The following is a 24,528-nucleotide window of genomic DNA, read 5'->3' on the forward strand; positions in this document are numbered from 1 at the left end:
GTCGAGAGGGTCAGCTCGCGGGTGGTGCTGCCTCTCGGGTTGGTCTACTACGGGGGGTAGGATTCGGGTGTGACTCGGTTGGGTGATCTTGAGCGTGCGGTGATGGACGTGCTGTGGGACGTGGTCCCGGGCACGTCGGACGGGGTGACCGTGCGCGAGGTGGCCGACGCGCTGGACGGTCGCGAGCTGGCGTACACCACCGTGATGACGGTGCTGGACCGGCTCGCCGGCAAGGGCATGGTGCAGCGCGAGCGGGAGGGGCGGGCCTGGCGGTACCGGGCCGCCGCGAGTCGTGAGGCGCACATCGCCCAGCTCATGCTCGACGCCCTCGACCTGGGCGGCAGCCGGGACGCGGCGCTGGTGCGCTTCGCCCGGTCGGTGACCGGCACCGAGGCCGAGGTCCTCCGCGCGGCGCTGGGGGCCGAGGCCGGGTTGACCGGGCCGGGCACCACCGGCGGCGCCCAGGCGACCGCACCGAACTCGGCGGGGACGGGCGCCGAGCTGACCGACCGGGTGGACGGGCCGGCGGCCCGACGGCCGGCCGACGAGGCAGCGGACCGGTAGGGCGACCGCCATGGCCTACGCCGTGCACTTCGCCGCCACGATGCTGGCCTGCTATCTGACCGCGCAGGTGCTGGCCCGGTCCACCTGGACGTGGCGCAGCCCCCGGGTGGCGATCATCTGCTGGCAGGCCGTCGGGCTGGCGCTCGGCCTCTCCGCGATGGGCCTGCCCATGGCGCTGGGGCTGGCCGCGTACGACCGGCCGACCGGCTCCGCGCTGCTGGCCCTCGCCACCGACCTCGGCCACGGCACACTGCCGATCGACCTGGGTGCCCCCCACCTGGCCGCCGTCGGGGTCGGCTTCGGGATCGGGGCGGTGCTGGTCACCACGACCGTCCGCAGCATCCACGGCACGGTCCGCGCCCAGCGCCGGCACCGGGACCTGCTCACCCTGGTCGCCCGCGACGACCCGGCCGCTCCGGGCGCGCTGGTGCTCGACCACCCCGGCGCCGCGGCGTACTGCCTGCCCGGGGTCAAGCCGCGGGTGGTGGTCAGCGCGGGCACGCTCAGCCTGCTCGACCGGGCCGAGCTCGCGGCCGTGCTGACCCACGAGCGGGCGCACGCGCAGGAGCGCCACGACCTGGTCCTGCTGCCGTTCACCGCGCTCCGCCGGGCGCTGCCGTGGTTCGGCTGGGTCCGCGCGGCGCACGAGCGGGTGGCCCTGCTGGTCGAGATGCGTGCCGACGACAAGGCGCGCGAGCTTCACGCCGAGGCCCCGCTGGCCGGTGCGCTGCGCCGGTTCGCCGCCGCCGGCCACCGGATCACCCCGGCCGGCGCGCTCGGCATGGGCGATCGGGACCTCGACGTCCGGGTGCAACGCCTGCTGGTCAGCGACCGTCCGCCCCGCCTCCTCGGCGCCGCGGCCCTGTCGGTCGCCACCACGCTGGTCGCCCTCCCCATCACCCTCTTCCTGAGCTGAGTCCGCGCGCCGCCGCGCGGCGCTCCCCGGGATCGAGCGCAATCTCCTTCGGGACCCCACAACTACTACGCCTTGTCGTAGAGTCTTCTACGACAAGGCGTAGTACTTATAAGTAGCGAAGCTACGTGTAGGGTGGCTACGACAAGCGAGCCGACACTACGGAGACCCGGCATGGACACCCTGCTCCTCGCCCGTCTGCAGTTCGCCACCACCACCTCGCTGCACTTCCTGTTCGTGGTGGTCACGCTCGGCCTGGTCACCCTGCTGGTCGGCCTGCAGACCGCCTGGGTGGTCACCGGCAACCCGGCCTACGAGCGACTGACCCGGTTCTGGGGCCAGCTGTACGTCATCAACTACGTGCTCGGCATCGCCACCGGCATCGTGATGGAGTTCCAGTTCGGCCTGAACTGGAGCGGGCTGTCGCGCTACGTCGGCAACGTCTTCGGCGCGCCGTTGGCCATCGAGACGCTGGTGGCGTTCTTCCTGGAGTCCACGTTCCTCGGGATGTGGATCTTCGGTTGGCACCGACTGCGCAAGGGCGTCCACCTGGCGCTGCTGTGGGGGGTGGCACTCACCGCGTACGCCTCGGCGTTCTGGATCATGGTGGCCAACTCGTGGTTGCAGAACCCGGTCGGCTACGAGCTACGCGACGGGATCGCCCATCTCACCGACTTCGGCGCCCTGCTGACCAACCCCAGCCTCGGCATGGCATTCGGGCACGTGCTCTCGGCCGGGCTGCTGGTCGGCGGGATGCTGATGGCCGCGGTCAGCGCCTGGCACCTCCTGCGGCGCACGCCGGACGTCGCGCTGTTCCGCCTCTCGCTGCGGATCGGCCTGATCACCGCAGCGCTGGCAATCACCCTGGTGCAGGGCTTCGGCTTCGCCCAGTTCGGCCCGGTCGGCCAGGTGCAGCCGACCAAGTTCGGCCAGGGGCCGGAGGCCCAGGCCCGAATCGCAGAGTGGACGACGACGTTCGGCCCCGGCGACTACACCCCGCCCGTGCTGGCCAACGTCGGGCTGGGCTTCATGATCCTGATCGGCTTCACCCTGGGCTGCGTCTGGCTGCTGCTCCCCCTGCTCTTCCGGGACTGGATCATCCGCCTGCGGTTCCCCCTCTGGCTGGTCCTGCTCGCCCTGCCGCTGCCGTTCATCGCGGTGATCCTCGGCTGGATCGCCCGCGAGGTCGGCCGGCAGCCCTGGGTGGCGTACGGACTGCTCCCCACGGAACAGGCCGTCTCCCCGGTCGGCGCCCCGGTGATGCTCGCCTCGCTGGTCGGCTTCAGCCTGCTGCTGGGCACCCTCGCGGTCGCCAACTGGATGCTGTTCGCCCGGCACGCCGCCCGCGGCGCACACGATCCGGCTCTCGGCCGCCCGCCGGCGCAGCCGACCGAACCGGCCCACCCCGAACCAGCCCTCGCCTGAGGAGACGACCGTGGACCTCGCCTGGTACGCCGTGCTCGGCTTCTTCTTCGCCACCTACCTGGTGCTCGCCGGCTACGACTACGGGGTCGGGCTGCTGCTCGCCCGCTCCGCGTCGTCGTCCGACCCGGGCGGGACCGACGGCGGGGCCGACCGGCGGGCGGCGCTGACCGCGCTCGGCCCGTTCTTCCTCGGCAACGAGGTCTGGCTGGTGGCCGCCGTCGGCATCCTCTTCGGCGCCTTCCCGGTGCTGGAGGGTGAATTGCTCGCCGGCTGCTACCCGGCCGTTGCCGGCGCCCTGGTCGGGGTGGTCCTCGTCGTCGCCGGGGTGCAGTTGCGCGGTCGGCCGGGCGACGAGCGGGTCCGGGCCCGATGGGACCGGGTGGTGGTCGTCGGCAGCGCGCTCGCCGCGCTGGGGTGGGGCGCGCTGCTCGCCGCCCTGCTGCAGGGCGTACCGCGGCAGGCCGACGGTCACGTCGCCGGGGTGACGCACCTGGTCACCCCGTTCGCGGCCGCCGCCGGGCTGGCTATGGTCGCGCTGGTCGCGGTGCACGGTGCGACCTTCCTCACCCTCCGGCTGCCCGCCGCCGGGGCCGCCGCGGCCGGCCGACTGGCCCGGCGCCTGGTGCCGATGGCACTCGCCGCGGTCGTCCTGGCCGCGGTCGTGGGCCTGCTCTCCACCCGGGTACGCGACGCCGTCCAGCGACCGGCGCTGGCCGTGCTGCTGCCCGTACTGCTCGTGGGGGCGTTGCTGGCCGCCCGCGCGGCGGTGGCCCGACGGCGGCCCGGCTGTGCCCTGGTCGCCACCGGCGCGGCGCTGGCGCTGCCGGTGGCGCTGGTCGGAGCGGCCCTCTGGCCCTACGTTCTGGTCTCCACGGTCGACCCGGCGGCGTCGCTGACGGTGGCGGACGCCGCCGCGAGCGCGCCGACGCTGCGCCTCCTCGGCTGGCTGGCGCTGCCCCTGCTTCCGGCCCTACTAGGCTTTCAGGCGATGTGCTGGTGGGTTTTCCGGGGACGGACCGACGGCAGGGCACCGGTGTACTGGTGAACCGCCGTCCCTTCGACCCGCGTCTGCTGCGCCGGGTCCCCGCGGCCCGGCGCGATCTGGCGTTGCTGGCGCTGCTCGGTGTGCTCACCGCGGCGCTGATCGTCGGGCAGGCGACCGCGTTGGCCGCCCTGCTGGCCGCCGCGGTGGACGGTCGGTTGGACCGACCGGCACTGGCCGGTTTCGTGGTGGCGGTCGGCGCCCGCTCGGCACTGGTCTGGGCACAGGGCACGGTGTCGGCCCGGGTCGCCGCCACGGTCAAGGCGGCGCTGCGGGCGGACCTGCTCGGCGCGGTGGGCCGGCACGGGCCGGGCTGGGTCGCCGGGCAGCGGGCCGGCCAGCTCGCCACCCTGGCCGGGCGTGGGCTGGACGCTCTGGACGCCTACTTCACCGGGTACCTGCCGCAGCTCGTGCTCAGCGTCACCGTGCCGCTGGCGGTGCTGGCCCGGATCGTCTTCGCCGACTGGAGCTCGGCGGTGATCATCGCGCTCACCCTGCCGCTGATCCCGGTCTTCGGCGCGCTGCTCGGTTGGCAGGCCCAGGCCGCCACCGAGCGGCAGTGGCGCCGGCTCTCGCTGCTCGGCGGCCACTTCCTGGACATGGTCGCCGGGCTGCCCACGCTGCGCGCCTTCGGCCGGGCCCGGGCGCAGACCGAGGTCGTCCGCCGGATGGCCGACGGGCACCGGGTGGCGACCATGAAGACCCTGCGCATCGCGTTCCTCTCCGCGCTGGTGCTGGAGCTGATCGCCACGCTCTCGGTGGCGCTGGTCGCGGTGCCGGTCGGCATCCGGCTGCTCGGCGGCGGCCTGACCCTGCAGACCGCGCTGCTGGTGCTGCTGCTCACCCCGGAGGCGTACCTGCCGCTGCGGGCCGCCGGCAGTCGCTTCCACGCCAGCATGGAGGGTCTCACCGCGCTGGACGAGGCGCTCACCGTCTCCGCCGCGCCGCCCGCCCCGACCGCCGCCGAGGGTGCGGCCACCCCGGACGGGCGGGGCGAGATCCGGTTCGAGTCGGTGACCGTCGCGTACGAGCGCACCACCGCCCTGCGCGACGTGACCCTGACCATCCGGCCCGGCGAGCGGATCGCGATCATCGGGCCGAGCGGCGCGGGCAAGAGCACCCTGCTGGGCCTGCTGCTCGGCTTCGTCACCCCGACCAGCGGCCGGGTCACCGTGGACGGGGTCGACCTTGCCGACGCCGACCCGGACGCCTGGCGCCGGCAGCTCGCCTGGGTGCCGCAGCGGGCCCACCTCTTCGCCGCCTCGCTGGCCGACAACATCCGCCTCGGCGTGCCCGACACGGCACCGGACGCGGTGGCCGCGGCGGTCCGCGACGCCGCCCTGGACGACGTGGTGGCCGGGCTGCCGGACGGCCTGGCCACCCTGCTCGGCGAGCGCGGGCACGGCCTGTCCAGCGGGCAACGGCAGCGGGTGGCGCTGGCCCGCGCGTTCCTCCGGGACGCCCCGCTGGTGCTGCTCGACGAGCCCACCGCGCGGCTGGACACCGCGGCCGAGGCCGTGGTGCTCGACGCCACCCGCCGGCTGGTCGCCGGGCGGACCGCGTTGCTGGTCGCGCATCGGCCGGCGCTGCTGGCCGACGCCGACCGGATCCTGCGGATCGAGAAGGGCCGGGTCACCGAGCTGACGTCGGAGCCGACCGGAAAGGCGACCCGATGACCGTCCCCGCCGAGCCATCCGCCACCGGTGCCGAGCGCGCGGTGCTGCGGTTGGCCCGGCCGTACCTGGGCCGGCTGGTCGGCGCGGGGCTGCTCGCCGCCGCCACCGAGTTCGCCGGGCTGGCCCTGATGGCCACCGCGACCTGGCTGCTGATGAGCGCGGCCGGCCGGCCGCCACTGGACCGGCTCACCGTGGCGATCGTCGCGGTCCGGGCGCTGGCGATCAGCCGGGGGGTGTTCCGCTACACCGAACGCCTCGCCGGGCACGACGCCGTGCTCCGCATGATCACCGACGTCCGGGCCCGGGTCTTCGCCGCCCTGGCCGCCCGGCGCTCCGCCGCACACCGCTCCGGTGACGTGCTGAGCCGGCTGGTCTCCGACGTGGAGGCCGTCCAGGACCTGCTGCTGCGGGTGCTCGTGCCGGGCGCGGCGGCGGCGCTGGTCGGGCTGCTGGCGGTGGCCGGGGCCGTGCTGATCTCGCCACCGGCCGCCGGCGTGCTCGCCCTGGGCCTGCTGGTCGCCGGGGTCGCGCTGCCGGCGCTGGCCACGGCGGTCACCCGGCGCAGCGCCGCCGAGGTGGCACCGCTGCGCGGTGCGCTGGCCACGGACGCGGTCGACCTCACCCACGGCGCCGCCGACCTGGCCGCGTTCGGCGCGACCGGTGCCGCCCTGCGGGCCGCCGAGCAGCGGGCCCACCGGCTGGCCCGGCTGGAACGCCGGCTGGCCGTCACCGGGTTCGGGGTGGACGCGGTCGGCGTGCTGGTGGCCGGGCTGACCGCCGCCGCGGTGGTGCTCACCGCGCTGGCCGCGGACGTGTCCGGGGTGCTGGTCGGGGTGCTGGCGGTCGGCACGCTGGCCGCCGTCGAGGTGGCCCTGGCCCTGGTCGGCGCGGCCCGTCAGTGGACCCAGCTGCGCCCCGGCCTGGCCCGGGTGTCCACCCTGCTCGACCTCCCGCCCGCTCCTCCCCCGACCGCCGCCACCGCCGGCTCCGGCCCGCATGACGTCCGGTTCGACTCGGTGCAGGTGCGTTATCGGGCCGGGGCGGCGCCCGCGCTGGACCGGGTCAGCCTCGAGCTGCCGGCCGGGCGGCGGGTAGCCGTGGTCGGCCCGAGCGGCGCCGGCAAGAGCACGCTGGCCGCCCTGCTGACCGGTGCGCTGCGGCCCACCGCCGGCCGGGTCACCCTGGACGGGCACGACCTGTCGGCGTACGCCGAGGAGGAGCTGCCCCACGCCGTCGGCGGCCTGCTCGCCGAGGCGTACGTGTTCCATGCCACGGTGCGGGAGAACCTGCTGCTCGGCCGGCCCGGCGCGGGCGAGGACGAGCTGATCGCGGCGACCGCCGCCGCCGGTCTGCTGGAGTGGGTACGCGCCCAGCCGGCCGGCTGGGACACCGTCGTGGGCGAGGAGGGCGGGCAGCTCTCCGGCGGGCAACGGCAACGGCTCGCGCTGGCCCGGGCACTGCTCGCCGCGCCGGGGGTGCTGGTGCTCGACGAGCCCACCGAGGGCCTCGACCCGGCCGCCGCCGACGCGGTGCTCGCCTCGGCGCTGGCCGCCACGCCGTCCGGGCACTCGGTGCTGCTGATCAGCCATCGCCTCAGCGGGCTGGCCGACCTAGACGAGATCGTGGTCCTCGACGCCGGCCGGGTGATCCAGCAGGGCCGCCACGCCGAACTGGTCGCCGCTCCGGGCTGGTACCGCGACCAGTGGCTGCTCCAGGCGGCGGCCGAACGCGGGTACCTGGCCCTGGCGCCCTGACCGTCTCCGGGACGGACCAGGGTTCTCCCCGACGGCGGTGCGGTGCCGCCCGTGGCAGGGTGGTGCCATGCCGCGCTGTGACGACGTCCTGGTGGAGGACCACCTGCGGGAGTTGGCCGCCCGGCTGCGGGGGCCGGCCCGGCTCAAGTCCGACCTGCTGACCGAGGCCCGGCACGGGCTGCTGGACGCCGTCGAGGCGTACCGCGAGGGCGGCGTGCCGGCGGCGGAGGCGCAGCGACGGGCGGTGGCCGAGTTCGGCTCCCCGGCGCAGCTGCTGCCCACCTGGCAGGCCGAGCTGGCGGTCGGCGCGCTGCGCGGGTTCTCGCTGCGGGTCCTCGCGGTGGCCGGCGTGCTGGTGGTGGGCGGCGACCTGACCTGGCGCGGGTCGAGCTGGAGCGACGGCCCGCACCCGCCGGACGGCTACCGCCTGCTCTCCACCTCGGTGAACTGGATCTGGATCGGCGCGCTGCTGCTCGCGGTGACGGGGTTGCTGGTGGCGGCCGCGAGCGCCCGCTCGGCACGGCCCGGGCTGGCCACCCTGCACCGGGTGGTGGGCACCGGCCTGACCGGCGCCCTGGCCCTCGGCGTGCTGACCGGCGGCGCCCTCTTCGCCTGGTCGGTCGGTCTCTGGGACGCGGCGCTCACCTGGCCGCCGATGATCATCGGTGCGGTGGTGGCCGGCGCCGCCTACTTCTCGCTCGCCCGCGCGGCCCGCGGCTGGCTGGTGGCCACCACCCGCTGAGAGCGCCCGGCTCACCTAGGCCGGGGCGGTGCCCGGGTCGAGGAAGCGGCCCACCGTGCTGCGGAACTCGCGCCAGCCGGCGCGTTCTCCGGCCAGCGCGCTCCGGCCGGACTCGGTGAGCTCGTACGTCCGCCGTTCCCGCCCGTTGACCGTGCTCCAGCTGCTCGCCACGTGCCCGGCGCGCTCCAGCCGGCGCAGGGCCGGATAGATGGTGCCGGTGGGCAGGTCGAGGTTGCCGTCGCTGCGTGCCCGCAGCGCCTCGATGATGGCGTAGCCGTGCAGCGCACCCTGCTCGAGCACGGCGAGCAGCAGGGCGTCGAGGTGGCCGTGCAGCGCCTGGGCCTTCATGCGTAGCAACGCTACTTGTCGGACGGCCGGACCGCCAGCGCCGACGACCGGCCGTCGGACCACCACGCCGACGGGCACCGGGGTGCGGGCACCGACCGCCACGGACCGCCGACTAGGGTATGTGCCCAGAGTCACTCGCCGGCCGGAGACGCCGGCGGGTGGGCAACCCGAAGCACACGGAGGTCAGCGTGGCCCGCCAGTCGCCTCAACGGCCCGACGCCGACGAGCCCGAGCTCGACGAAACCTCGGGCCCGGTCGAGCCCGACGAGGCCGAGGGCACCGCCCCCGCGTCGGCGGCCGCCGACCGGTCGCTCTGGGAAGAGCTGCGGATCGACCCGGTGGAGATCGCCCTGCCCGCCGGCACCGGCTTCACCCTGCGGGCGTACCGGCCGGCGGGGGAGCTGACCCCGACCGACGTCGCCGAGCGCGACCAGGACGACCCGTTCCTCGCCCGCCGCCAGGCCGTCGAGGAGGAGGACGACGAGAGCGTCGTCATCCTCGACGAGGAGCTGGCTCAGGAGTTCGCCGACAGCGACGAGGAGACGCCGTCGCGCCGTCGCGGGACCGACGAGGACGAGGACGAGGCGGACGACGAGACCGCGGCGGACGAGGCCGACACCGAGGAGGTGCCGGTCTTCCTCAGCCACCGGGGCAAGCTGCTGCTGTTCAAGACGCCTGAGTCGTTGGTCAGTTTCATCCGATCCGGTGCGCCCAACGACCTGTCCCAACTGGACAGCTGGAATGAACTGTCCGAACGGGTGGAACCGGCCGACATCGCCCCGCTCGACGAGGACACCTACGAGCTCGACCTGGTCGTGGAGAACCTGCGCGGCGGGCACGACACGTGGGACTCGACGCTGCTGATCGAGGCCGGCGAGATCGCCCGTGACCTGTCGTACGCCCTGCGCCTGCCCGCTGTGCTGGACATGCTCTCGGCCGGCTCCAGCCTGGACGATCTGGACGAGGCGCTGCGGGCCACGGCCAAAGGTGGGATCGGCGCTTTCCTTGGTCGGCGCCGGTTGAAGAAAATCGGGGCACAAACCGCAAGTCTCGGTTGGCGCACCATTGTCGGCAAGATCTCTGCGGTCGTGGACTGGCGCGACTGACCCGTACCGGGGAGCATCAGTTGCTGGCAGAGGAAAGACCTGTCCCGGGAGGAGGACGACGCCGTGGCGCTCGTGCGCGTGTACTGCGGTCTGGCCTCGGCGGACCCGGCTGACCGATCGGCCTCGGCCGGTCCGACGCTGACGTCCGCTGTGGTCGACGACGCAGGCCGTCTGCTGCATGTCTGCGAGATCGGCGACGACGCGGCTGGCTACGCCCAGCTCGTCGCGCTGCTCGTGGAGCGGTCGGGCGGGCCGAGCGGTGCGGCCATCGCCGCCGACAGCGACGACCACACGGTCACCTCGCTGTTGAGCGCGGCGGGTCGGCCCCTGGCGATCGCCGACGACGACTCGGTGGACGACTTCGCCGAGCGGTTCGCCGACGACGACTCCCTGGAGGAGATGCAGTCGCCGCCCGCCGAGCGGCGGGCGGTCGGTCTGGCCCGCGCGTTGCAGGCCGGCGCGCTCTCGGCGGTCACCCTGCCGGCACCCCGCGACCTCGCCGGCTACAAGCAGGTGCTCGCCGCGCACGCCGCCCTGGCCAGTGGTCGGCACTCCGCCGCCGTGGCGCTGCGCGAGGTGCTGCGCGAGCTCTACCCGGCGGCGCTGCGCGCCTACCCGGACCCCGCCGAGCCGGTCTCGCTTGCCGTGCTGGACGCGCTGCCCGAGCCGGGCATGCTCGGTGGCACCGTCACCCGGGGCCGCGAGGTGTCGGTCGCCGCCGACGCCATCGCCGCGCACCTCGCCGCGGACGGGGTCGCCGACGCCGACGAGATCAACGAGGCGGTCACCGCGCTGCGGGTCGCCATCTCCGAGACCCCCCGCCGAGCCGCGGTCAACCGGGCGCTCACCTCCGCCGTGGCGGAGACGGTCCGGCAGGCCGTCGCCTCCGTGCGAGCGTGCGACGCCGGTTGCGAGGCGCTGGTCAGCGCGCTGAGTGCGCGGGTCAGCACCCCGGCCCCGGCCGCCGGCCGTCGGGCCGCCGCCCGCCGTGGCGAGTCCGTCGCCGACCTGACGGGGCTGTCCACCACCGGCACCGGCCTGCGGGCCGTCCGTCCGACCCCGGTCACCGCCGAGCCCGCCCCCACCGGCGGCCGGCGCAGCCGCCCGGAGCCGGTCGCGGGCAACGCGTCGCCGCCGGCGCCCCGCCCGCTCGGCCCGCCGCCGGTCGCGCCGGCACCGATCACGCCGCCGCCGGTCGCGCCCGCGCCGGTGGCCCCGGCCGCGGTCGCGGGCCCGCCGGTCTCCGCCCCGCCCGGGCGCGCCGAGCCGCTGCCCAGCCGGATCGACGGCCCGACCAACCGGCCGGTCTCCTCTCCGCCACCGCCGCCGCCCGGGATCACCCCGATCGCGCCGTCGCAGCGCGGCGCGGTGCCGCCGGCAGAGGCGGGCGAGCCGTTCCGGCCGACGTTGACCACCGCCGCGATCAACAACGCGCGCGCCGAGCGGCAGCGCACGGTGATCCCACCACGCACGGTGATCCCACCACGTCCCAAGACCAACGGTGAGCCGCGGCCGAGCCACGGACAGCGCTCGGTCGACGAGGCACCCACCGGCGGGTTCAGCGCCACCGACCTGAGCGTTCCGGTGCCGACCCCGCGGCCGGGCCAGGAGTCCGCACCGCCGGGCTCCCGGGCCAACTGGCCGCTGGTCAACAACCCGGAGGACCCGGGCGACAGCTCGGCCAACAACCCGGCCGTCCACTCCTACGGAGGCAGCCGGGGCATCGACGCGCCGACCGACCCGGGCCGCAGCGAGGGTCGGGTCACGCCCCCCTGGCTGGCGGACGACCTGCCGCAGGAGCCGCCGATGCTGCGGCTGGTGGAGCCGCCGCCGCTCGCCGACCGGGCACTGCGCGACGGGCTCAACCCGCCGGCCGACCCGCACCTGGAGACGCCACCGCTGCGGCTGGTGGACCGCGAGCAGGCCAGTCGCCCGGCCGCCCGTCCGGAGCGCGCCGCCGAGCATCGGCCGCCACCTCCGGTCGAGCACCGGCCGCCGCCGGTGGCCGACGAGGGTGACGGCGACCTGCTGATCTTCGCGCAGGCCAAGTCGGCCTGGTTCGTCGGGCACGCCGACGAGGCGGAGTCCGACCTGGACTGGTCGACCACGGCCGACACCGGTTGGCAGGCCGCCGAGCAGGCGGCCCGCCCGGCGGTGGGCGCCGAGACGACGGCCGGGCTGCCCAAGCGGGTCCCGCAGGCCAACCTGGTCCCCGGTTCCCCGCTGCGCGAGGAGCGTCCGTTGCGGATAGTCCGTGACGCGGCCAGCCTCGCCGAGAACACCACGGGCTACTTCCGTGGCTGGCGTCGCGGCCAGGAGATCGGCGGGTTCGCGGTGGGTGGCCGACCGGGCCGGGAGGCCGCCGGCGGCTGGGACTTCAGCCGCGACCACGGCGACCGCGACGACGATCGGGAGTACGAGTACCGCTCCGCCGGCTACCGGTCCTGACCACCGGCGAAGCGCCTCTCACCTGCGTGTTCCTGCCCACACCCGGCTGATTTGACGCCGGGTCGCGGCGGCCGGAAGCATACCGGCGGAACAGCCGGCGGCGGGCGTCGCCGGAGTGGGAAAGGCGACTCATGGCGACACCGGTACCCGGTCCTTCCGTGCTGACCCGTCGGGGTCTGCTGGCCGCGACGGCGGGCACGCTGCTCCTCGGCGGCTGCGGGCGCTCCGGAGCCGCCGACGGCTCGGGAGCGACCCCGGCACCCACCGGTGCCGACCTGGTGGTCGGCGCGAGCCTGGAGCTGACCGGCGCCGGCCCGGCGCTCGGCGTCCTGCAGGAGCGGGCGCTCGCGCTGACCCTGGAGTCGCTGAACACCGAGGGCGTACGGACCGGCCGCCTGACCCGGCGGATCCGCCTGGAGGTCCGGGACAACCACAGCGACCCCCGGCTGGCCGCCCGGCAGGCCACCGAACTGGCCACGGTGGACGGGGTGCACGCCCTGGTCGGCGGCACCCGCACCGAGACGTCGATGGCGATCGTCCCGGTGGCTCAGCAGCAGCGGGTGCCGTTCGTGTCGCTGGGCTTCGGCGACGGGATCGTGCTGCCGCTTCCCGCTCGCACGTTCGTCTTCAAGCTCACCCCGGACGCGGCCGACATGGCCCGCCGGTTGGCCCGTCAGATCGCCGCACAGGGGCTGCGCCGGGTGGTGCTGCTGGCTGCCCGGGGGTTGCACGGTGACACCGGCGTCCGGGCCGTCACGGCTGCCCTGGCGGTCGCCGATCTGGAGCTGACTCGCACCGTCCGACTGCCCGCCACCGGCGAGGAGTTCCGGCGTGCCGCCGAGCGGGTGGCCGCGGCCGACGCCGACGCCGTGCTGCTCTGGGCCACCGCGCCGGACACCGCCGCCGGGGCCCGGGCCCTGCGCCGGGCGGGCTACGACGGCCCGCTCTTCCTGGACGCCGGCGCGGTGGCCGAGGAGACTCTGGAGGGCGACAACGCCGCCGCCGTCGAGGGCGCGTACGCCGTGCACCCGATGTCGCTGGGCGGCTCGACCCTCACCAACACCACCACCACCGCGCTGGATCGGCGGGCCTTCACCTTCCGCTACCTTCAGCGCTACGGCGGGTTCAGCGGCTTCGCCCCGTACGGCTCGGACGCCCTCCAGCTGATCGCGAACGCCGCCGAGCTGTCCGGCAGCGTCGACCGGGGCCGGCTGCGGGCGTTCCTGCAGAACCAGATCACCGAGGGGCTGGCCGGCTCGTACTCGTTCGCCTCGCTGCGGCACGGCGGCATGGACGGCGAGTCGCTGGGCATCTACACGGTAAGCCAGGGCTCCTGGACGCGGGTCTCCTGACCCTCGCACCGACGCCGAGGGGTGCCCGGCTCGGGCCGGCACCTGGACACCATGCAGCGCCCGGTGGCGGCCGAGGCCACCACCGGGCGGAGACCGGGTCGGTCAGGCCGGCGCGACGGCGCGCGAGCGGCGCATGGTGAGCACGTACTCGACCAGCGAGATCAGCACGTGCTTGGTCGACTCCCGGTTACGGGCGTCGCAGGCCACCACCGGGACGTCCTGCGAGATCGCCAGCGCGTCCCGGACGTCCTGCGGATCGTGGTACTGCATCCCGTCGAAGCAGTTGATGGCCACCAGGTACGGCAGCCGCCGGTGCTCGAAGAAGTCGATCGCCGCGAAGCAGTCGGCCAACCGGCGGGTGTCGACCAGCACGACCGCGCCGATGGCGCCCCGGACCAGTTCGTCCCACATGAACCAGAACCGGGTCTGACCCGGCGTACCGAACAGGTACAGGATCAGGTCACGGTCGATCGAGATCCGGCCGAAGTCCATCGCCACCGTGGTCGTCGTCTTGCCCGGCACCTGCCGGTTGTCGTCGACGCCCACGCCCGCGGAGGTCATGATGGCCTCGGTGGTCAGCGGCGTGATCTCCGAGACCGAGCCGACCAGCGTCGTCTTACCGACGCCGAATCCACCGGCGATAACGATCTTCGCCGACGTCACGCGCCCGCTCGGGGTCGGCGGCCGGTGCGACATGTCAGAGCCTGCGAAGTCCACTCAGCACCCTCTCCAGCAGTTCAGTGCCCACCGCGTCGTCGGAGTCGTCCAGGATGGTCGGCTCGTGGACCGCGACCAGGCCGTCCGTCGCCATGTCGGCGATGAGCACCCGGGCCACGCCGAGCGGAAGCTGCATCCGCGCCGCGATCTCCGCGAGCGACTGCACGCGTCCGTCACACAGCGCGGCGATGTACTGGTGTTCACGGCCCTGGCCACCGTTGCCATTGGCAGCGGTGGCCCGGCCGCGCACCGTCGTCTCGACGAGCGCCTCCAGCGCGATGTCGAGCCGGGGACGGGTACGACCACGGGTCACGGCGTATGGACGGACCAACGCTCCGGTCGGTTCGTCACGATCGGCCATGTCGCCGCTCACCTCCTTCGTACCCGGCACCGGCTCCCACCAGCGGAGCCCGTCGTTGTCGTCTTGTCAGCGCCGTCGACCTGTCGGTCGGCGTCGCGTCAGCCCAGCATGCCCGCGGCCGCACGCGGCTGCGGGGTCAGTGCGTCGCCCACCCGGTCGACCAGCAGAGCCATCTCGTAGCCGACCTGCCCGACGTCACAGCTGCGGGCGGCCAGTACGGCGAAGGACGAGCCGTCGGAGATGGACATCAGGAACAGGAAGCCATTGTCCATCTCCACGACGGTCTGCAGCACCGCGCCTCCCTCGAAGCAGCGAGCCGCTCCCTGGGTGAGGCTGACCAGACCAGACGCGATCGCGGCGAGCTGGTCGGCCCGGTCGCGCGGCAGGTCCCGTGACGACGCGAGGAGCAGGCCGTCCGCCGAGACGGCGACCGCGTGAGCGACACCGGGCACCCGGTCGGCGAAGTTGGCCAGCAGCCAACCGAGATCCTGCGTAGTTGTCATCCTTCTTGCTCCTTCTGCCCGCTCCCGGCCACTGGGCCTGAGCCAGACTGCGAGGATTGCTGCCCTCCCGGAGTCGCCTCCGGGCTGGTCGGGTTGTCCGAGGTGCTACGCCCTCGCTGCACGCCCCGGTGGTACGCCGAGAGCAGGCCACGGACGGCCTCCGGGGTACGCCGCTGGACCGAGGTGGTGGGCTTCTCCACCGCGCCCGGCACCAACTGTGCCATCGGCTTGCGCTTCGGCAGACCGGTCGGAGTGGTCTCGTTCACCGGGGCCGCGCTGGCCGCCGAGGCGGCACGCCAACCGTCGTCGGCGGCGGTCGACCACCCGTTGGTCTGCGGTTGAGGCCGGCGGTTGGGCAGGCTCTCGGCGAGGCTGGGGCGGGCGCCCCCGTTCGCTGTCGACCCGTTCTCCCGCGGCGCCCCTCCGGCCGTCGCAGTGTCTGCCATCGGTGCGTTACCTGTCGTCCCGGGTGGTGTCTGCTGGGCTGCCCGACCACTGGCCTCGACCGTGGCGAACTGCTGCGTCGCGGTGCCGCCGTTGGCCGTGGGCTGGGCCACCGCGGGCTGGGCCACCGCACCGCCGTTGGTCGCCGGCTGGGCCGCGGTCGCGGCGTCCTCCGGACCGGGCCGACGGGTGCGGAACCAGTTCGACTCGAGCTCCCGGAAGATCGGCAGCTCCATCGTCTCGTCCGCGTACCGCTGCCGGTTCTGGGCCTGTGGCTGCTGCGGGGCCGGCCGGCTCTGCGCGGCCGGCGCGGGCGCCTGCCGCTGGGCGGGCAGCGGAGCCGACGGCTGCTGCTCGGCGCCGGATCGGGTGACCCGCGGCAACTCGGTCGTCATGTCCAGGGCCGCGGCGAGCCGCTCCGGCACGGGCGGAGCCGCGGCTTCCCGGTCGCCGCTCTGCACCGGCGGCCACGCCGGCGGTGCGGCGGGGCCGGGCGCCGGGGCGGGCGGGGCCGAACGGGGCGCGAAGCCGCTGAACGGCTGGGCGGAGACCGGCGGCGCCGAGTACGGCTGGCCGGAGACCGGGGAGGCCGAGACCGGCGACGCGGACACCGGCGGACCGGCGTACGGCTGCCCGGAGGCCGGCGACGCCGAGACCGGCGCGCCGGAGTACGGCGCCGCGGAGTACGGCCGACCGGAGTACGGCTGGTCGGAGGCCGGGGACGCCGAGACGGGCGCACCGGAGTAGGGCTGTGCGGAGACCGGCGGCGGCGAGTACGGGCCCGACTCCGGGCTGCTGGGCAGCTGCCGCGGGATGGTCGGCTGCTGATCGGTGCCGGCCGCGTCGTCCCCGCCGGACCGCCGCTGCGGCAGCGGGTCGATCTGCTGCCCGTTAGAGGTGCGCGGCGTGAACGTGTCGGCGCCGTTGGCCCCGGCCGCGCCGGTCAGGTCCGACCAGGCCGGCATGGAGCGGTACGAGCCGTTGTTGGCGGGGGTGCCGGAGCCGTTGCGCGAGGCGGGCTCGAACGGGCGACCACCGAGGGTGACCTGGTTGCCCGACTCGCTCGGCCGCGGACCGTTGCCCAGCGCGGGCAGCGCGCCGAAGGCCGGCACGGGACCGCCCGGCTGCCCACCGCCGGCGGCGGGGAGCGCGGGGGGCTGCTGCACCCGGCCGGAGAGCGCCCGGGGCACCAGCACCGAGGTGGGCAGGGTCACGTCCGCGAGGGTCCCCCGGCCGTTGCCGGGACGAAGCTCGACCCGGACGCCGTGCCGGGACGCCAGCCGGGCGACCACGACCAGACCCATCATCCGGGACACGGCCACGTCCACCTGCGGCGGCGTGGCGAGCTTCTCGTTGAGCTCGTACAGCTGCTCGCTGCTGATGCCGATGCCGCGGTCCTCGACGTAGAGCGAGGTGCGGTCGCCGACCCGGCGAGCCTCGACCATCACCTGCGAGTCCGGCGGCGAGAACGCGGTGGCGTTGTCGAACAGCTCAGCGACCAGGTGCACCAGGTCGTTGACCGCGTGCGCGGCGACCTCGATGTCCCGGTCGATCACGCCGAACTCGATCCGGGTGTAGTGCTCGACCTCGGACTGGGCGGCACGCAGCACGTCGATGAGGGCCGCCGGCTCGCGCTGCACGCGGGTCGAGTCGGCGCCGGCGAGGACCAGCAGGTTCTCGTCGTTGCGGCGCATCCGGGTGGCCAGGTGGTCGAGCTGGAACAGCTCGGCCAGGCGGTCCGGGTCCTCCTCACCGCGCTCCAGCCGGTCGAGGTGCCCGATCAGGCGGTCGACCAGAATCTGCGAGCGGCGGGCCAGGTTGACGAACATCGTCGCGACGGAGGCGCGCAGCGCGGCCTGCTCGGCGGCGGTGCGGACGGCCTCCAGGTGGACGGCGTTGAACGCCTCGGTCACCTGGCCGAACTCGTCCTTGCTGCGTACCGGCAGCGGTTCGGCGATCTGGTTGGCCAGCTGCACCGGGGAGAGCTGACCGACGACCTGCGGGTCGCGCAGCCGGGCCACCGCCTGCGGCAGGCCGTACTGGGCGACGGAGAGCGCGCCCTGGCGCAGGTCGCGCAGCGAACGGGCCATCGAGCGGGCGACCAGGTAGGCGAAGAGGATGGCCAGCAGCAGCATGCTGAGCAGCCCGCCGGTCTCCAGGAACACCTGGCGCTGCACGTCCGAGCGGAGGTTGTCGGCCTCGGCGACCACGTCGCGGTCGAGCTTGACCTCGACGGCACGGATCAGCTTGGCGTTGGCCGTCATGGCCGCGTCCCACTGGTCCGGTCCGAAGGGCGCGCCGCGCATGTCGCCGTTGGTGTTGCCGTCGATCCAGCCGGTGTAGTTCTGCGCCTCGCGGCGGTCGCCGCCGGCGACGGTCTGGTCGTGGAACTTCGCCTCGTCGCCGTTGGCCACGGCCTTGAAGCTCTGCAGCGCCTGCTGCTGGCCGGTGCCGCTGGCGATGTAGTCGGTGCGCAGCACCGGGGTCAGCTTCTGCTGGACCAGCGCGCGGTGCACGACCACCCGGCGGACGGCGAGGAACTCCTTCTCCCGGGCGACGGCGGCGGCGGCGCGCATCCGGTCGCTCAGGTTGTTGTCACCGGCGAGCTGGGTGGCCGAGTCGCGGATGGCGAGCAGGTCGTTGATCAGACCCTCGTACGCCTGCGTGGTCTCGGTGAGCTTGAGCTTGCCGTTGTACACCTGGCTGCGGATGCCGGGCAGGTCCTTCAGGCTCTGGTCGATCCCGTTCAGCAGGCCGTCGAGGCTCGCCGGCAGGTCATCGAGCTCGCCGCGCTGCCGCGCGTACGGGCCCTTCGCCTGGTCGACCCGGGAGTTCACCCGGTTGTAGGCCTCCTGGTACTGCGCCTTCGGCTGCGTCCCGGTCGCTCCGAGCAGCAGCACGGCGGTGGTCCGCTCGTCCTGCAGGGTGTCGACCAGATCACCCGAATAGCTGGAGAGATTGGCCAGGTCACCGGCCCGGTTGGCATTGTTGAGCGTCTCCAGGTGGTCGACCAGACCACTGGTGCCCACGACGACCGTGGCGATGGTCGGCACGATCATGATGAGACCGAGCTTGGACCAGATCGGCATGTCCCGGAGCCGGCTGGCCGGCCGGCGCAGCCGCGACAGGAAGGAGCCCGCCGTCTTTGGCCGTTTGCTCACGTCACCGCCCTCGCGATTACAGCTTCAACGCGTTGCCCCGGGCAACGCCCAGCGACCGACCCGGCGGGTCGGACCCCCGAGATTCCATCACGCCGCCCCGCAAGAAGAAAGCCCAGGTTGTCACCCGCCGAAGGTGTGATGAGATGTTGATGCGATTTGATAGCAGTCCGTCTGGCCGGAGTAACTGAAGGTAATGGAACATCCGCACCGCGTCGTCCTCCTCGCCGGCCCTTCCGGCTCCGGAAAGTCGTACATAGCGCAGCGAACCGGATTACCGGTGCTCTGCCTGGACGACTTCTACAAGGACGGTGATGACCCTACGTTGCCGCACCGAAACGGCCAGGTGGACTGGGAATCGCCCCAGTCCTGGGATGCCGTGACGGCGGTGGAAACGATTGCCCGACTGGCTCGGGAAGGCCGGGCCGATGTGCCGGTTTATGCGATCGGCGCGGATCGGAGGGTGGCCACCCGTCCATTTGACGTCGCCGGATCGCCACTTTTCGTGGCCGAAGGGATTTTCGCCGCCGAGATCGTCGAGGAGTGCCGCCGCCGGGGGCTGCTCGCCGGGGCGTACGCGCTGCGCCGTCCGCGCGGTGCGACCTTCCTGCGTCGGCTGGCCCGCGACCTGTCCGAGCAGCGCAAGGCGCCCCGGGTGCTGGTCGCCCGCGGGGTGGCGTTGCTACGTACCGAGCCGGCGGTGCTGCGCCGACAGACCGGGCTGGGCGCCGAGGCGGCCCGGGCCCGGGAGGTGCTGCGCGGGGTGGCCAGCCTGCTCGCCGGCCACCCGCACCACTGACGGCTCAGGCCATCAGGTCCGCGTACGCCGGCTTGATCACGTCGTCGATGATCCGCAGCCGCTCGTCGAACGGGATGAAGGCGCTCTTCATCGCGTTGATGGTGAACCACTGCAGCTCCCGCCAGCCGTAGCCGAAGGCGTCGACCAGCAGGGCCATCTCCCGGGACATCGAGGTGCCGCTCATCAGGCGGTTGTCGGTGTTGACGGTCGCCCGGAACCGCAGGTCCCGCAGCAGGCCGATCGGGTGGTCGGCGATCGACGCGACAGCGCCGGTCTGCACGTTCGACGACGGGCACAGCTCCAGTGGGATCCGCTTGTCACGCACGTACGCGGCCAGCCGGCCGAGCTCCCCGCCCGGGGTGATGTCGTCGATGATCCGCACGCCGTGGCCGAGCCGGTCCGCGCCACACCACTGGATCGCCTGCCAGATCGACGGCAGACCGAACGCTTCGCCGGCGTGGATGGTGAAGTGGAAGTTCTCCCGCTGGAGGTACTCGAAGGCGTCCAGGTGCCGGGTGGGAGGGAAGCCCGCCTCGGCGCCCGCGATGTCGAACCCGACCACCCCGGCGTCCCGGTGCCGTACGGCCAGCTCGGCGATCTCCTGCGAACGGGCCGCGTGCCGCATCGCGGTGAGCAGGGTGCCCACCCGGATGGTCAGGCCCGCCTCGGCGGCCTGGGCGGTGCCCTCGGCGAACCCGGCCAGCACCGCCTCGGCCACCTCGTCCAGGCTGAGGTCCCGCTCCAGGTGCTGCTCGGGAGCGAAGCGCACCTCGGCGTAGACCACCCCGTCGGCGGCGAGGTCCAGCGCGCACTCGCGGGCCACCCGGTGCAGCGCCGGCGCGGTCTGCATGACGGCCACGGTGTGCGCGAAGGTCTCCAGGTAGCGCTCCAGCGAGCCGGAGTTGGCCGCCTCGACGAACCACCGACCGAGCGCCTCCGGATCGGTGGTGGGCAGTTCGTGGTCGACCTGCGCCGCCAACTCGACGATCGTGGCCGGCCGCAGCCCGCCGTCCAGGTGGTCGTGCAGCAGCGCCTTCGGGGCCCTGACGATGTCCTCGTACCGGATTGCCATGCTCCGACCCTAGTCAGCAGCCGACGGAAGGTGGGACGGGACCGGCCGGCTACGCTCAGCGGCGTGGACCCGCGCATCCTCGACCGGCTCCGCTGCCCGGTCTGCGGCGAACCGCTCGCCGAGACGACCGCCGGCACCGCGCGGGCACTGCGCTGCCCGCGCCGGCACAGCTTCGACATCGCCCGCCAGGGGTACGTGAACCTGCTCGCCGGTCGCGCCCCGCACGCCGGCGACAGCGCCGAGATGGTCGCCGCCCGCGCGGACTTCCTCGCCGCCGGGCACTACGACCTCGTCGCCGACGCCCTCGCCGCCGCCGCGATCGAGGCCGCCGCCCGGTTCCGCGCCACGACCTCCGCACCTGCCACCACCCCCCTTTGCTCTGCTTCCACCGAGGCAACAGAAGCCGGGCCGGAGTGTCGCGCGGAGGTAAGCAGAGCAAAGGACCCGGAGGAGGGGGTGCCGGCCCGACCGGCAGCGGCAGGCTTCGGGGCGTACCCCCTGGTGGTGGATGCCGGCGCCGGCACCGGGCGCTACATCGGCGCGGTGCTGGCGGCGCTGCCCGACGCCGTGGGCCTTTCCCTGGACGTGTCCAAGCCCGCGCTGCGCCGCGCGGCCCGGGCGCACCCCCGGGCGGCGGCGGCGCTCGCCGACACCTGGCAGCGGCTTCCGCTCGCGGACGCCTCGACCGCGGTGCTGCTGAACGTCTTCGCCCCCCGCAACGGCGCGGAGTTCCACCGGGTGCTCGACCCCGCCGGGACGCTTCTCGTGGTCACGCCGGCCGCCGAGCACCTGGCCGAACTGGTGGACGCCCTCGACCTGCTGCGGGTCGACCCGGACAAGGCCGACCGGGTGACCGGGAGCCTGGGCGGTCACTTCACGCCGGACACCTCCACGGTGCACCGGGCGGAGCTGACGCTGACCCGGCCGGAGGTGGCCACGCTGGTGGGGATGGGCCCGAGCGCCTGGCACACCGATCCGGCCGCCCTCGCCGCCCGACTGGCCGCGCTGCCCGAACCGGTACGGGTGACCGTGGCGGTCCGGCTGGACGTGTACCGCCCCCGGTGACTCAGGTCGAGAGGTCGACCTCTTCCCAGCCCGGGGGCTCCTCGTGGTACGGCCCGCGCAGGACGACCGCCCACTCCAGCGCCCAACGCCGCTGCCCGATCGCGTTGGCGTCGACCAGCCCGGGTGGTCGCCGGCCGCCGCGCTCGGTCTCCAGGTACGCCCAGTCCAGGCAGTAGTGCAGGTCGAGCAGGGCGGCCGCGTCGGCGGGGTGCTGCGGCGCGGTGAGGATCCGCGAGCGCCAGTGCGGGAAGGTCTCCCCCTCGGCGATGTGCGGCAGCCGCTCGACCAGCCGCTCGTCCACGGCGAGGGTCGGGTCGAGCACCTTGGTCAGCCCCAGCACCCAGGCCAGCGCGAACAGCGCGTCGTGGTGCAGCACGAAGGAGCGGTGGTCACCCTTGCCGCCCATCACGAACTGCCACTCCGGCGGGGTGACCATCTCCACCAGGTGCGAGCCGAGCAGCCAGCTCATCGCCGCCTGCGGAGGCATCCCGAAGCAGCGGGCCAGGATCAGGTGCAGCACGGCGATCCGTGCCTCGATCTCCACCGTCGGACGCAGCTCGATGTCGTCGCCCGGCTCCCACACCAGCGGGAACTGTGGCGGCGGCAGCGGGAGGCCGAGCCGGGACAGCTCGTCCAGGCTCGCCTCGCGCACCTCACGTGGGTCGGGGGCAGGTACGGTCACGGCGGATCTTCCTGTCTGCTCGCGACAGCCTCTCGGTGCCGGTGGTCCCCCTGGCCAGGCAGAATAGCGCTCCCGGGTGACCGGCACCACGCCACCCCGGCACCGCTGTCTGCTCAGCCGATCCGCTCGATGACCAGCGGCGTCGCCGCCGGCGCGGCCGGCGCGATCCGGATGCCGCGGGCAGCCTCGGCCAGCGCCGCCGGGATCCGCGCCGGGTCCTCGGCGCGCAGCTCGTAGAGGGGTTCGCCGGCCCGCACCGGGTCGCCGGGCCGCTTGTGCAGCACCACCCCGGCCGGCACGCTGACCGGGTCCTCCTTGCGGGCCCGGCCGGCCCCGAGCCGCCAGGCGGCGACCCCCATGGCGTACGCGTCGACGGCCGCGACGTACCCGTCGGCGTCGGCCCGGACCACCTCGACCTCGGGCGCGCTCGGCATCGGCGCGTCCGGGTCACCGCCCTGTGCCCGGATCATCGCCCGCCAGGAGTCCATCGCCCGGCCGTCGCGCAGCGCCGCCGCGGGGTCGACGTCCGGCAGGCCGGCGGCGTCGAGCATCTCCCGGGCCAGGGCCAGGGTCAGCTCCACGACGTCGGCGGGACCGCCACCGGCCAGCACCTCGACCGACTCGGTCACCTCGACCGCGTTGCCGATGGCCAGGCCCAGCGGGGTGGACATGTCGGTGAGCAGGGCGACCGTGCGTACGCCGTGCGCGCCGCCCAGCTCGACCATCGTGCGGGCCAGCTCGCGGGCGTGCTCGACGGACTTCATGAAGGCGCCGGAGCCGACCTTGACGTCGAGCACCAGCGCCCCGGTGCCCTCGGCGATCTTCTTGCTCATGATCGAGCTGGCGATCAGCGGGATCGCCTCCACCGTGCCGGTGACGTCGCGCAGCGCGTACAGCTTGCGGTCGGCGGGGGCGAGCCCGACGCCGGCCGCACAGATCACCGCGCCGACCTCGCCGAGCTGGCCGATGAACTCCTCGTTGCTCAGCGCGGCCCGCCAGCCGGGGATGGACTCCAGCTTGTCCAGCGTGCCACCGGTGTGTCCGAGCCCGCGCCCGCTGAGCTGCGGTACGGCCGCGCCGCACGCGGCGACCAGCGGGGTGAGCGGCAGAGTGATCTTGTCACCGACACCGCCGGTGGAGTGCTTGTCGACGGTCGGCCGGCGCACGGCGGAGAGGTCCAGCCGCTCACCGCTGGCGATCATCGCGGCGGTCCAGCGGGCGATCTCCGGGCCGGTCATGCCGTTCAGCAGGATCGCCATGGCCAGCGCCGACATCTGCTCGTCGGCGACCACCCCCCGGGTGTACGCGTCCACCACCCAGTCGATCTGCGCGTCCGACAACACACCCCCGTCCCGCTTCACCCGAATAACGTCAACCGCCGCAAACTCACCACTCATCAAAAAGTTCTCTCTAGTCGTATCGAGACAACGGCTTCCAACCGGAACCGACCCGCGGACCCGGACATGGACGGGCCGGGGCCGGCCGTGCCCGGCGGAGGGATCAAGCCTGACCGCCCGGAGCCGGGCACGGTCGGCCCCGGCCCCAAACCTCAACCACCGTCTCAGGGAGCAGACCAGCGCACCGGGATCTCCGCCGGCGGCTCACCCTCACCAGCCCAGAAGATGGTGCCGGTCGCGTCCACCACCACCACCCGCGGCGTCCGCGCCAGCCCCCAGGCGATCGCCTCCGCCGGGTCGCCCCAGCTCGGGCCCTCCTCCAGCACCCCGGTCTCGGCGCCGGCGTCGTCCCCGGCCGACCGCTCCCAGTACGCCGTCCACACCTGCTGGCCGTCGGACATGTCCGGGTGCACGAAGACGGTGCCGCGCCCCCGCCAGGCGGCCAGCCGCTCCGGCACCACCGGCACCGGGGTCTCCCCGGTCACCGCCTCGAGGTCCTCCACGCCGAAGGCGTGCGGCAGCAGCTCGGCCATCCGCAGCGGGCGGCCCTTCGTCTCGACGAGGCAGTCGGCGCCGCCGTTCTCCCAGAGCAGCTGCCGGCAGCGGCCACACGGCATCAGCGGCTCGCCGGTGGCGTCGACGCAGGAGAGCGCGACCAGTCGCCCGCCGCCGGTGGCGTGCAGGCTGGAGACCACCCCGCACTCGGCGCAGAGCGTGACCCCGTACGCGGCGTTCTCGACGTTGCAGCCGACCACCACGCGGCCGTCGTCGACCAGGCCGGCCGCACCGACCGGGAACGTCGAATACGGCGCGTACGCGTGCCGCATCGCCTCGGTGGCGGCGGCGCGCAGCCGCGCCCAGTCGATCTCGGTCATCCCGTCATTCTGCCGCACCGCCATCGTGGCCTGCGGCGGGACCACGTCGCCCGGCCGGCCTCCCGGAAACCGACGTGTCCCGGAC

General features: G+C 74.3%; 21 protein-coding genes. 12 read left to right on the forward strand and 9 right to left on the reverse strand.

Annotated elements, in window-relative coordinates; genetic code table 11:
• Window positions 1–69 precede the first annotated feature (69 nt).
• The 7 genes from ACFOW4_RS22260 to ACFOW4_RS22290 all read left to right on the forward strand — a co-directional run bounded on the left by ACFOW4_RS22260 (window position 70) and on the right by ACFOW4_RS22290 (window position 8,116).
• Window positions 70–564, forward strand: coding sequence for a BlaI/MecI/CopY family transcriptional regulator (locus tag ACFOW4_RS22260; protein WP_377530756.1), 495 nt, complete (start codon window positions 70–72; stop codon window positions 562–564).
• A 10-nt stretch (window positions 565–574) separates the two neighbouring features.
• Window positions 575–1,480, forward strand: coding sequence for a M56 family metallopeptidase (locus ACFOW4_RS22265; protein WP_377530759.1), 906 nt, complete (start codon window positions 575–577; stop codon window positions 1,478–1,480).
• 171 nt (window positions 1,481–1,651) lie between these two features.
• A complete protein-coding gene (locus tag ACFOW4_RS22270; RefSeq protein WP_377530761.1) occupies window positions 1,652–2,902 on the forward strand; it encodes a cytochrome ubiquinol oxidase subunit I in 1,251 nt (416 codons plus the stop codon).
• Window positions 2,903–2,912: 10 nt separating this feature from the next.
• A complete protein-coding gene (locus ACFOW4_RS22275) occupies window positions 2,913–3,947 on the forward strand; it encodes a cytochrome d ubiquinol oxidase subunit II (protein ID WP_377530763.1) in 1,035 nt (344 codons plus the stop codon).
• Window positions 3,944–5,620, forward strand: a complete 1,677-nt coding sequence (gene cydD / locus ACFOW4_RS22280) for a thiol reductant ABC exporter subunit CydD (protein ID WP_377530766.1) — start codon at window positions 3,944–3,946, stop codon at window positions 5,618–5,620. The genes ACFOW4_RS22275 and cydD overlap by 4 nt, the downstream gene beginning before the upstream one ends.
• The gene (gene cydC / locus ACFOW4_RS22285; protein WP_377530768.1) at window positions 5,617–7,374 is read left to right on the forward strand and encodes a thiol reductant ABC exporter subunit CydC; all 1,758 of its coding nucleotides are present in this window, start codon (window positions 5,617–5,619) and stop codon (window positions 7,372–7,374) included. The genes cydD and cydC overlap by 4 nt, the downstream gene beginning before the upstream one ends.
• Window positions 7,375–7,441: 67 nt before the next feature.
• Window positions 7,442–8,116 (forward strand): permease prefix domain 1-containing protein, encoded by a 675-nt coding sequence (locus ACFOW4_RS22290; protein WP_377530771.1) that lies wholly within the window; start codon window positions 7,442–7,444, stop codon window positions 8,114–8,116.
• 15 nt (window positions 8,117–8,131) lie between these two features.
• On the opposite strand, the gene ACFOW4_RS22295 is transcribed toward ACFOW4_RS22290, so the two are convergent.
• Window positions 8,132–8,464 (reverse strand): PadR family transcriptional regulator, encoded by a 333-nt coding sequence (locus ACFOW4_RS22295; protein WP_377530774.1) that lies wholly within the window; start codon window positions 8,462–8,464, stop codon window positions 8,132–8,134.
• Between the two features lie 158 nt (window positions 8,465–8,622).
• On the opposite strand from ACFOW4_RS22295, the gene ACFOW4_RS22300 reads away from it, so the two are divergent.
• The 3 genes from ACFOW4_RS22300 to ACFOW4_RS22310 all read left to right on the forward strand — a co-directional run bounded on the left by ACFOW4_RS22300 (window position 8,623) and on the right by ACFOW4_RS22310 (window position 13,370).
• The gene (locus tag ACFOW4_RS22300) at window positions 8,623–9,570 is read left to right on the forward strand and encodes a DNA primase (RefSeq protein WP_377530775.1); all 948 of its coding nucleotides are present in this window, start codon (window positions 8,623–8,625) and stop codon (window positions 9,568–9,570) included.
• A 39-nt stretch (window positions 9,571–9,609) separates the two neighbouring features.
• On the forward strand, window positions 9,610–12,018 hold the full coding sequence (locus ACFOW4_RS22305) for a transposase (RefSeq protein WP_377531697.1): 2,409 nt from the start codon (window positions 9,610–9,612) through the stop codon (window positions 12,016–12,018).
• A 158-nt stretch (window positions 12,019–12,176) separates the two neighbouring features.
• The gene (locus ACFOW4_RS22310; protein WP_377530777.1) at window positions 12,177–13,370 is read left to right on the forward strand and encodes an ABC transporter substrate-binding protein; all 1,194 of its coding nucleotides are present in this window, start codon (window positions 12,177–12,179) and stop codon (window positions 13,368–13,370) included.
• A 102-nt stretch (window positions 13,371–13,472) separates the two neighbouring features.
• On the opposite strand, the gene ACFOW4_RS22315 is transcribed toward ACFOW4_RS22310, so the two are convergent.
• The 4 genes from ACFOW4_RS22315 to ACFOW4_RS22330 all read right to left on the reverse strand — a co-directional run bounded on the left by ACFOW4_RS22315 (window position 13,473) and on the right by ACFOW4_RS22330 (window position 18,556).
• Complete coding sequence (locus tag ACFOW4_RS22315; protein WP_377530778.1) at window positions 13,473–14,066, reverse strand: ATP/GTP-binding protein; 594 nt, start codon at window positions 14,064–14,066, stop codon at window positions 13,473–13,475.
• Window position 14,067: 1 nt separating this feature from the next.
• A complete protein-coding gene (locus ACFOW4_RS22320; RefSeq protein ID WP_377530780.1) occupies window positions 14,068–14,448 on the reverse strand; it encodes a DUF742 domain-containing protein in 381 nt (126 codons plus the stop codon).
• Between the two features lie 98 nt (window positions 14,449–14,546).
• Window positions 14,547–14,951 carry a roadblock/LC7 domain-containing protein gene (locus ACFOW4_RS22325; RefSeq protein WP_067370442.1) on the reverse strand — a complete coding sequence of 135 codons (405 nt, stop codon included), beginning with the start codon at window positions 14,949–14,951 and terminating at the stop codon, window positions 14,547–14,549.
• Complete coding sequence (locus tag ACFOW4_RS22330; protein WP_377530781.1) at window positions 14,948–18,556, reverse strand: nitrate- and nitrite sensing domain-containing protein; 3,609 nt, start codon at window positions 18,554–18,556, stop codon at window positions 14,948–14,950. The genes ACFOW4_RS22325 and ACFOW4_RS22330 overlap by 4 nt, the downstream gene beginning before the upstream one ends.
• Window positions 18,557–19,058: 502 nt before the next feature.
• On the opposite strand from ACFOW4_RS22330, the gene ACFOW4_RS22335 reads away from it, so the two are divergent.
• The gene (locus tag ACFOW4_RS22335; protein ID WP_377530783.1) at window positions 19,059–19,352 is read left to right on the forward strand and encodes a hypothetical protein; all 294 of its coding nucleotides are present in this window, start codon (window positions 19,059–19,061) and stop codon (window positions 19,350–19,352) included.
• A gap of 4 nt (window positions 19,353–19,356) precedes the next feature.
• Here ACFOW4_RS22335 and ACFOW4_RS22340 read toward each other — a convergent pair whose 3' ends face one another.
• Complete coding sequence (locus ACFOW4_RS22340; RefSeq protein WP_377530784.1) at window positions 19,357–20,424, reverse strand: adenosine deaminase; 1,068 nt, start codon at window positions 20,422–20,424, stop codon at window positions 19,357–19,359.
• 63 nt (window positions 20,425–20,487) lie between these two features.
• On the opposite strand from ACFOW4_RS22340, the gene ACFOW4_RS22345 reads away from it, so the two are divergent.
• Window positions 20,488–21,489, forward strand: coding sequence for a putative RNA methyltransferase (locus tag ACFOW4_RS22345; RefSeq protein WP_377530786.1), 1,002 nt, complete (start codon window positions 20,488–20,490; stop codon window positions 21,487–21,489).
• 1 nt (window position 21,490) lies between these two features.
• On the opposite strand, the gene ACFOW4_RS22350 is transcribed toward ACFOW4_RS22345, so the two are convergent.
• The 3 genes from ACFOW4_RS22350 to ACFOW4_RS22360 form a co-directional block, all read right to left on the reverse strand.
• Window positions 21,491–22,171, reverse strand: coding sequence for a DUF4272 domain-containing protein (locus ACFOW4_RS22350; RefSeq protein ID WP_377530787.1), 681 nt, complete (start codon window positions 22,169–22,171; stop codon window positions 21,491–21,493).
• Window positions 22,172–22,284: 113 nt separating this feature from the next.
• Window positions 22,285–23,568, reverse strand: a complete 1,284-nt coding sequence (locus ACFOW4_RS22355; protein WP_377530790.1) for a thymidine phosphorylase — start codon at window positions 23,566–23,568, stop codon at window positions 22,285–22,287.
• A gap of 164 nt (window positions 23,569–23,732) precedes the next feature.
• Window positions 23,733–24,467 carry a cytidine deaminase gene (locus ACFOW4_RS22360; RefSeq protein ID WP_377531699.1) on the reverse strand — a complete coding sequence of 245 codons (735 nt, stop codon included), beginning with the start codon at window positions 24,465–24,467 and terminating at the stop codon, window positions 23,733–23,735.
• Between the last annotated feature and the right edge of the window lie 61 nt (window positions 24,468–24,528).

The sequence above is a fragment of the Micromonospora sp. GCM10011542 genome (genome assembly GCF_042650685.1).
Taxonomy (GTDB): Bacteria; Actinomycetota; Actinomycetes; order Mycobacteriales; family Micromonosporaceae; genus Micromonospora.

What these genes read in the sequence shown, in the direction of transcription:
- ACFOW4_RS22265 (WP_377530759.1), top strand. Translation starts at nt 575, where the DNA reads ATGGCCTACGCCGTGCACTTCGCCGCCACGATGCTGGCCTGCTATCTG.
- ACFOW4_RS22270 (WP_377530761.1), top strand. Translation starts at nt 1,652, where the DNA reads ATGGACACCCTGCTCCTCGCCCGTCTGCAGTTCGCCACCACCACCTCG.
- cydC (WP_377530768.1), top strand. Translation starts at nt 5,617, where the DNA reads ATGACCGTCCCCGCCGAGCCATCCGCCACCGGTGCCGAGCGCGCGGTG.
- ACFOW4_RS22290 (WP_377530771.1), top strand. Translation starts at nt 7,442, where the DNA reads ATGCCGCGCTGTGACGACGTCCTGGTGGAGGACCACCTGCGGGAGTTG.
- ACFOW4_RS22295 (WP_377530774.1), bottom strand. Translation starts at nt 8,464, where the DNA reads ATGAAGGCCCAGGCGCTGCACGGCCACCTCGACGCCCTGCTGCTCGCC.
- ACFOW4_RS22315 (WP_377530778.1), bottom strand. Translation starts at nt 14,066, where the DNA reads ATGTCGCACCGGCCGCCGACCCCGAGCGGGCGCGTGACGTCGGCGAAG.
- ACFOW4_RS22320 (WP_377530780.1), bottom strand. Translation starts at nt 14,448, where the DNA reads ATGGCCGATCGTGACGAACCGACCGGAGCGTTGGTCCGTCCATACGCC.
- ACFOW4_RS22325 (WP_067370442.1), bottom strand. Translation starts at nt 14,951, where the DNA reads ATGACAACTACGCAGGATCTCGGTTGGCTGCTGGCCAACTTCGCCGAC.
- ACFOW4_RS22340 (WP_377530784.1), bottom strand. Translation starts at nt 20,424, where the DNA reads ATGGCAATCCGGTACGAGGACATCGTCAGGGCCCCGAAGGCGCTGCTG.
- ACFOW4_RS22355 (WP_377530790.1), bottom strand. Translation starts at nt 23,568, where the DNA reads ATGAGTGGTGAGTTTGCGGCGGTTGACGTTATTCGGGTGAAGCGGGAC.
- ACFOW4_RS22360 (WP_377531699.1), bottom strand. Translation starts at nt 24,467, where the DNA reads ATGGCGGTGCGGCAGAATGACGGGATGACCGAGATCGACTGGGCGCGG.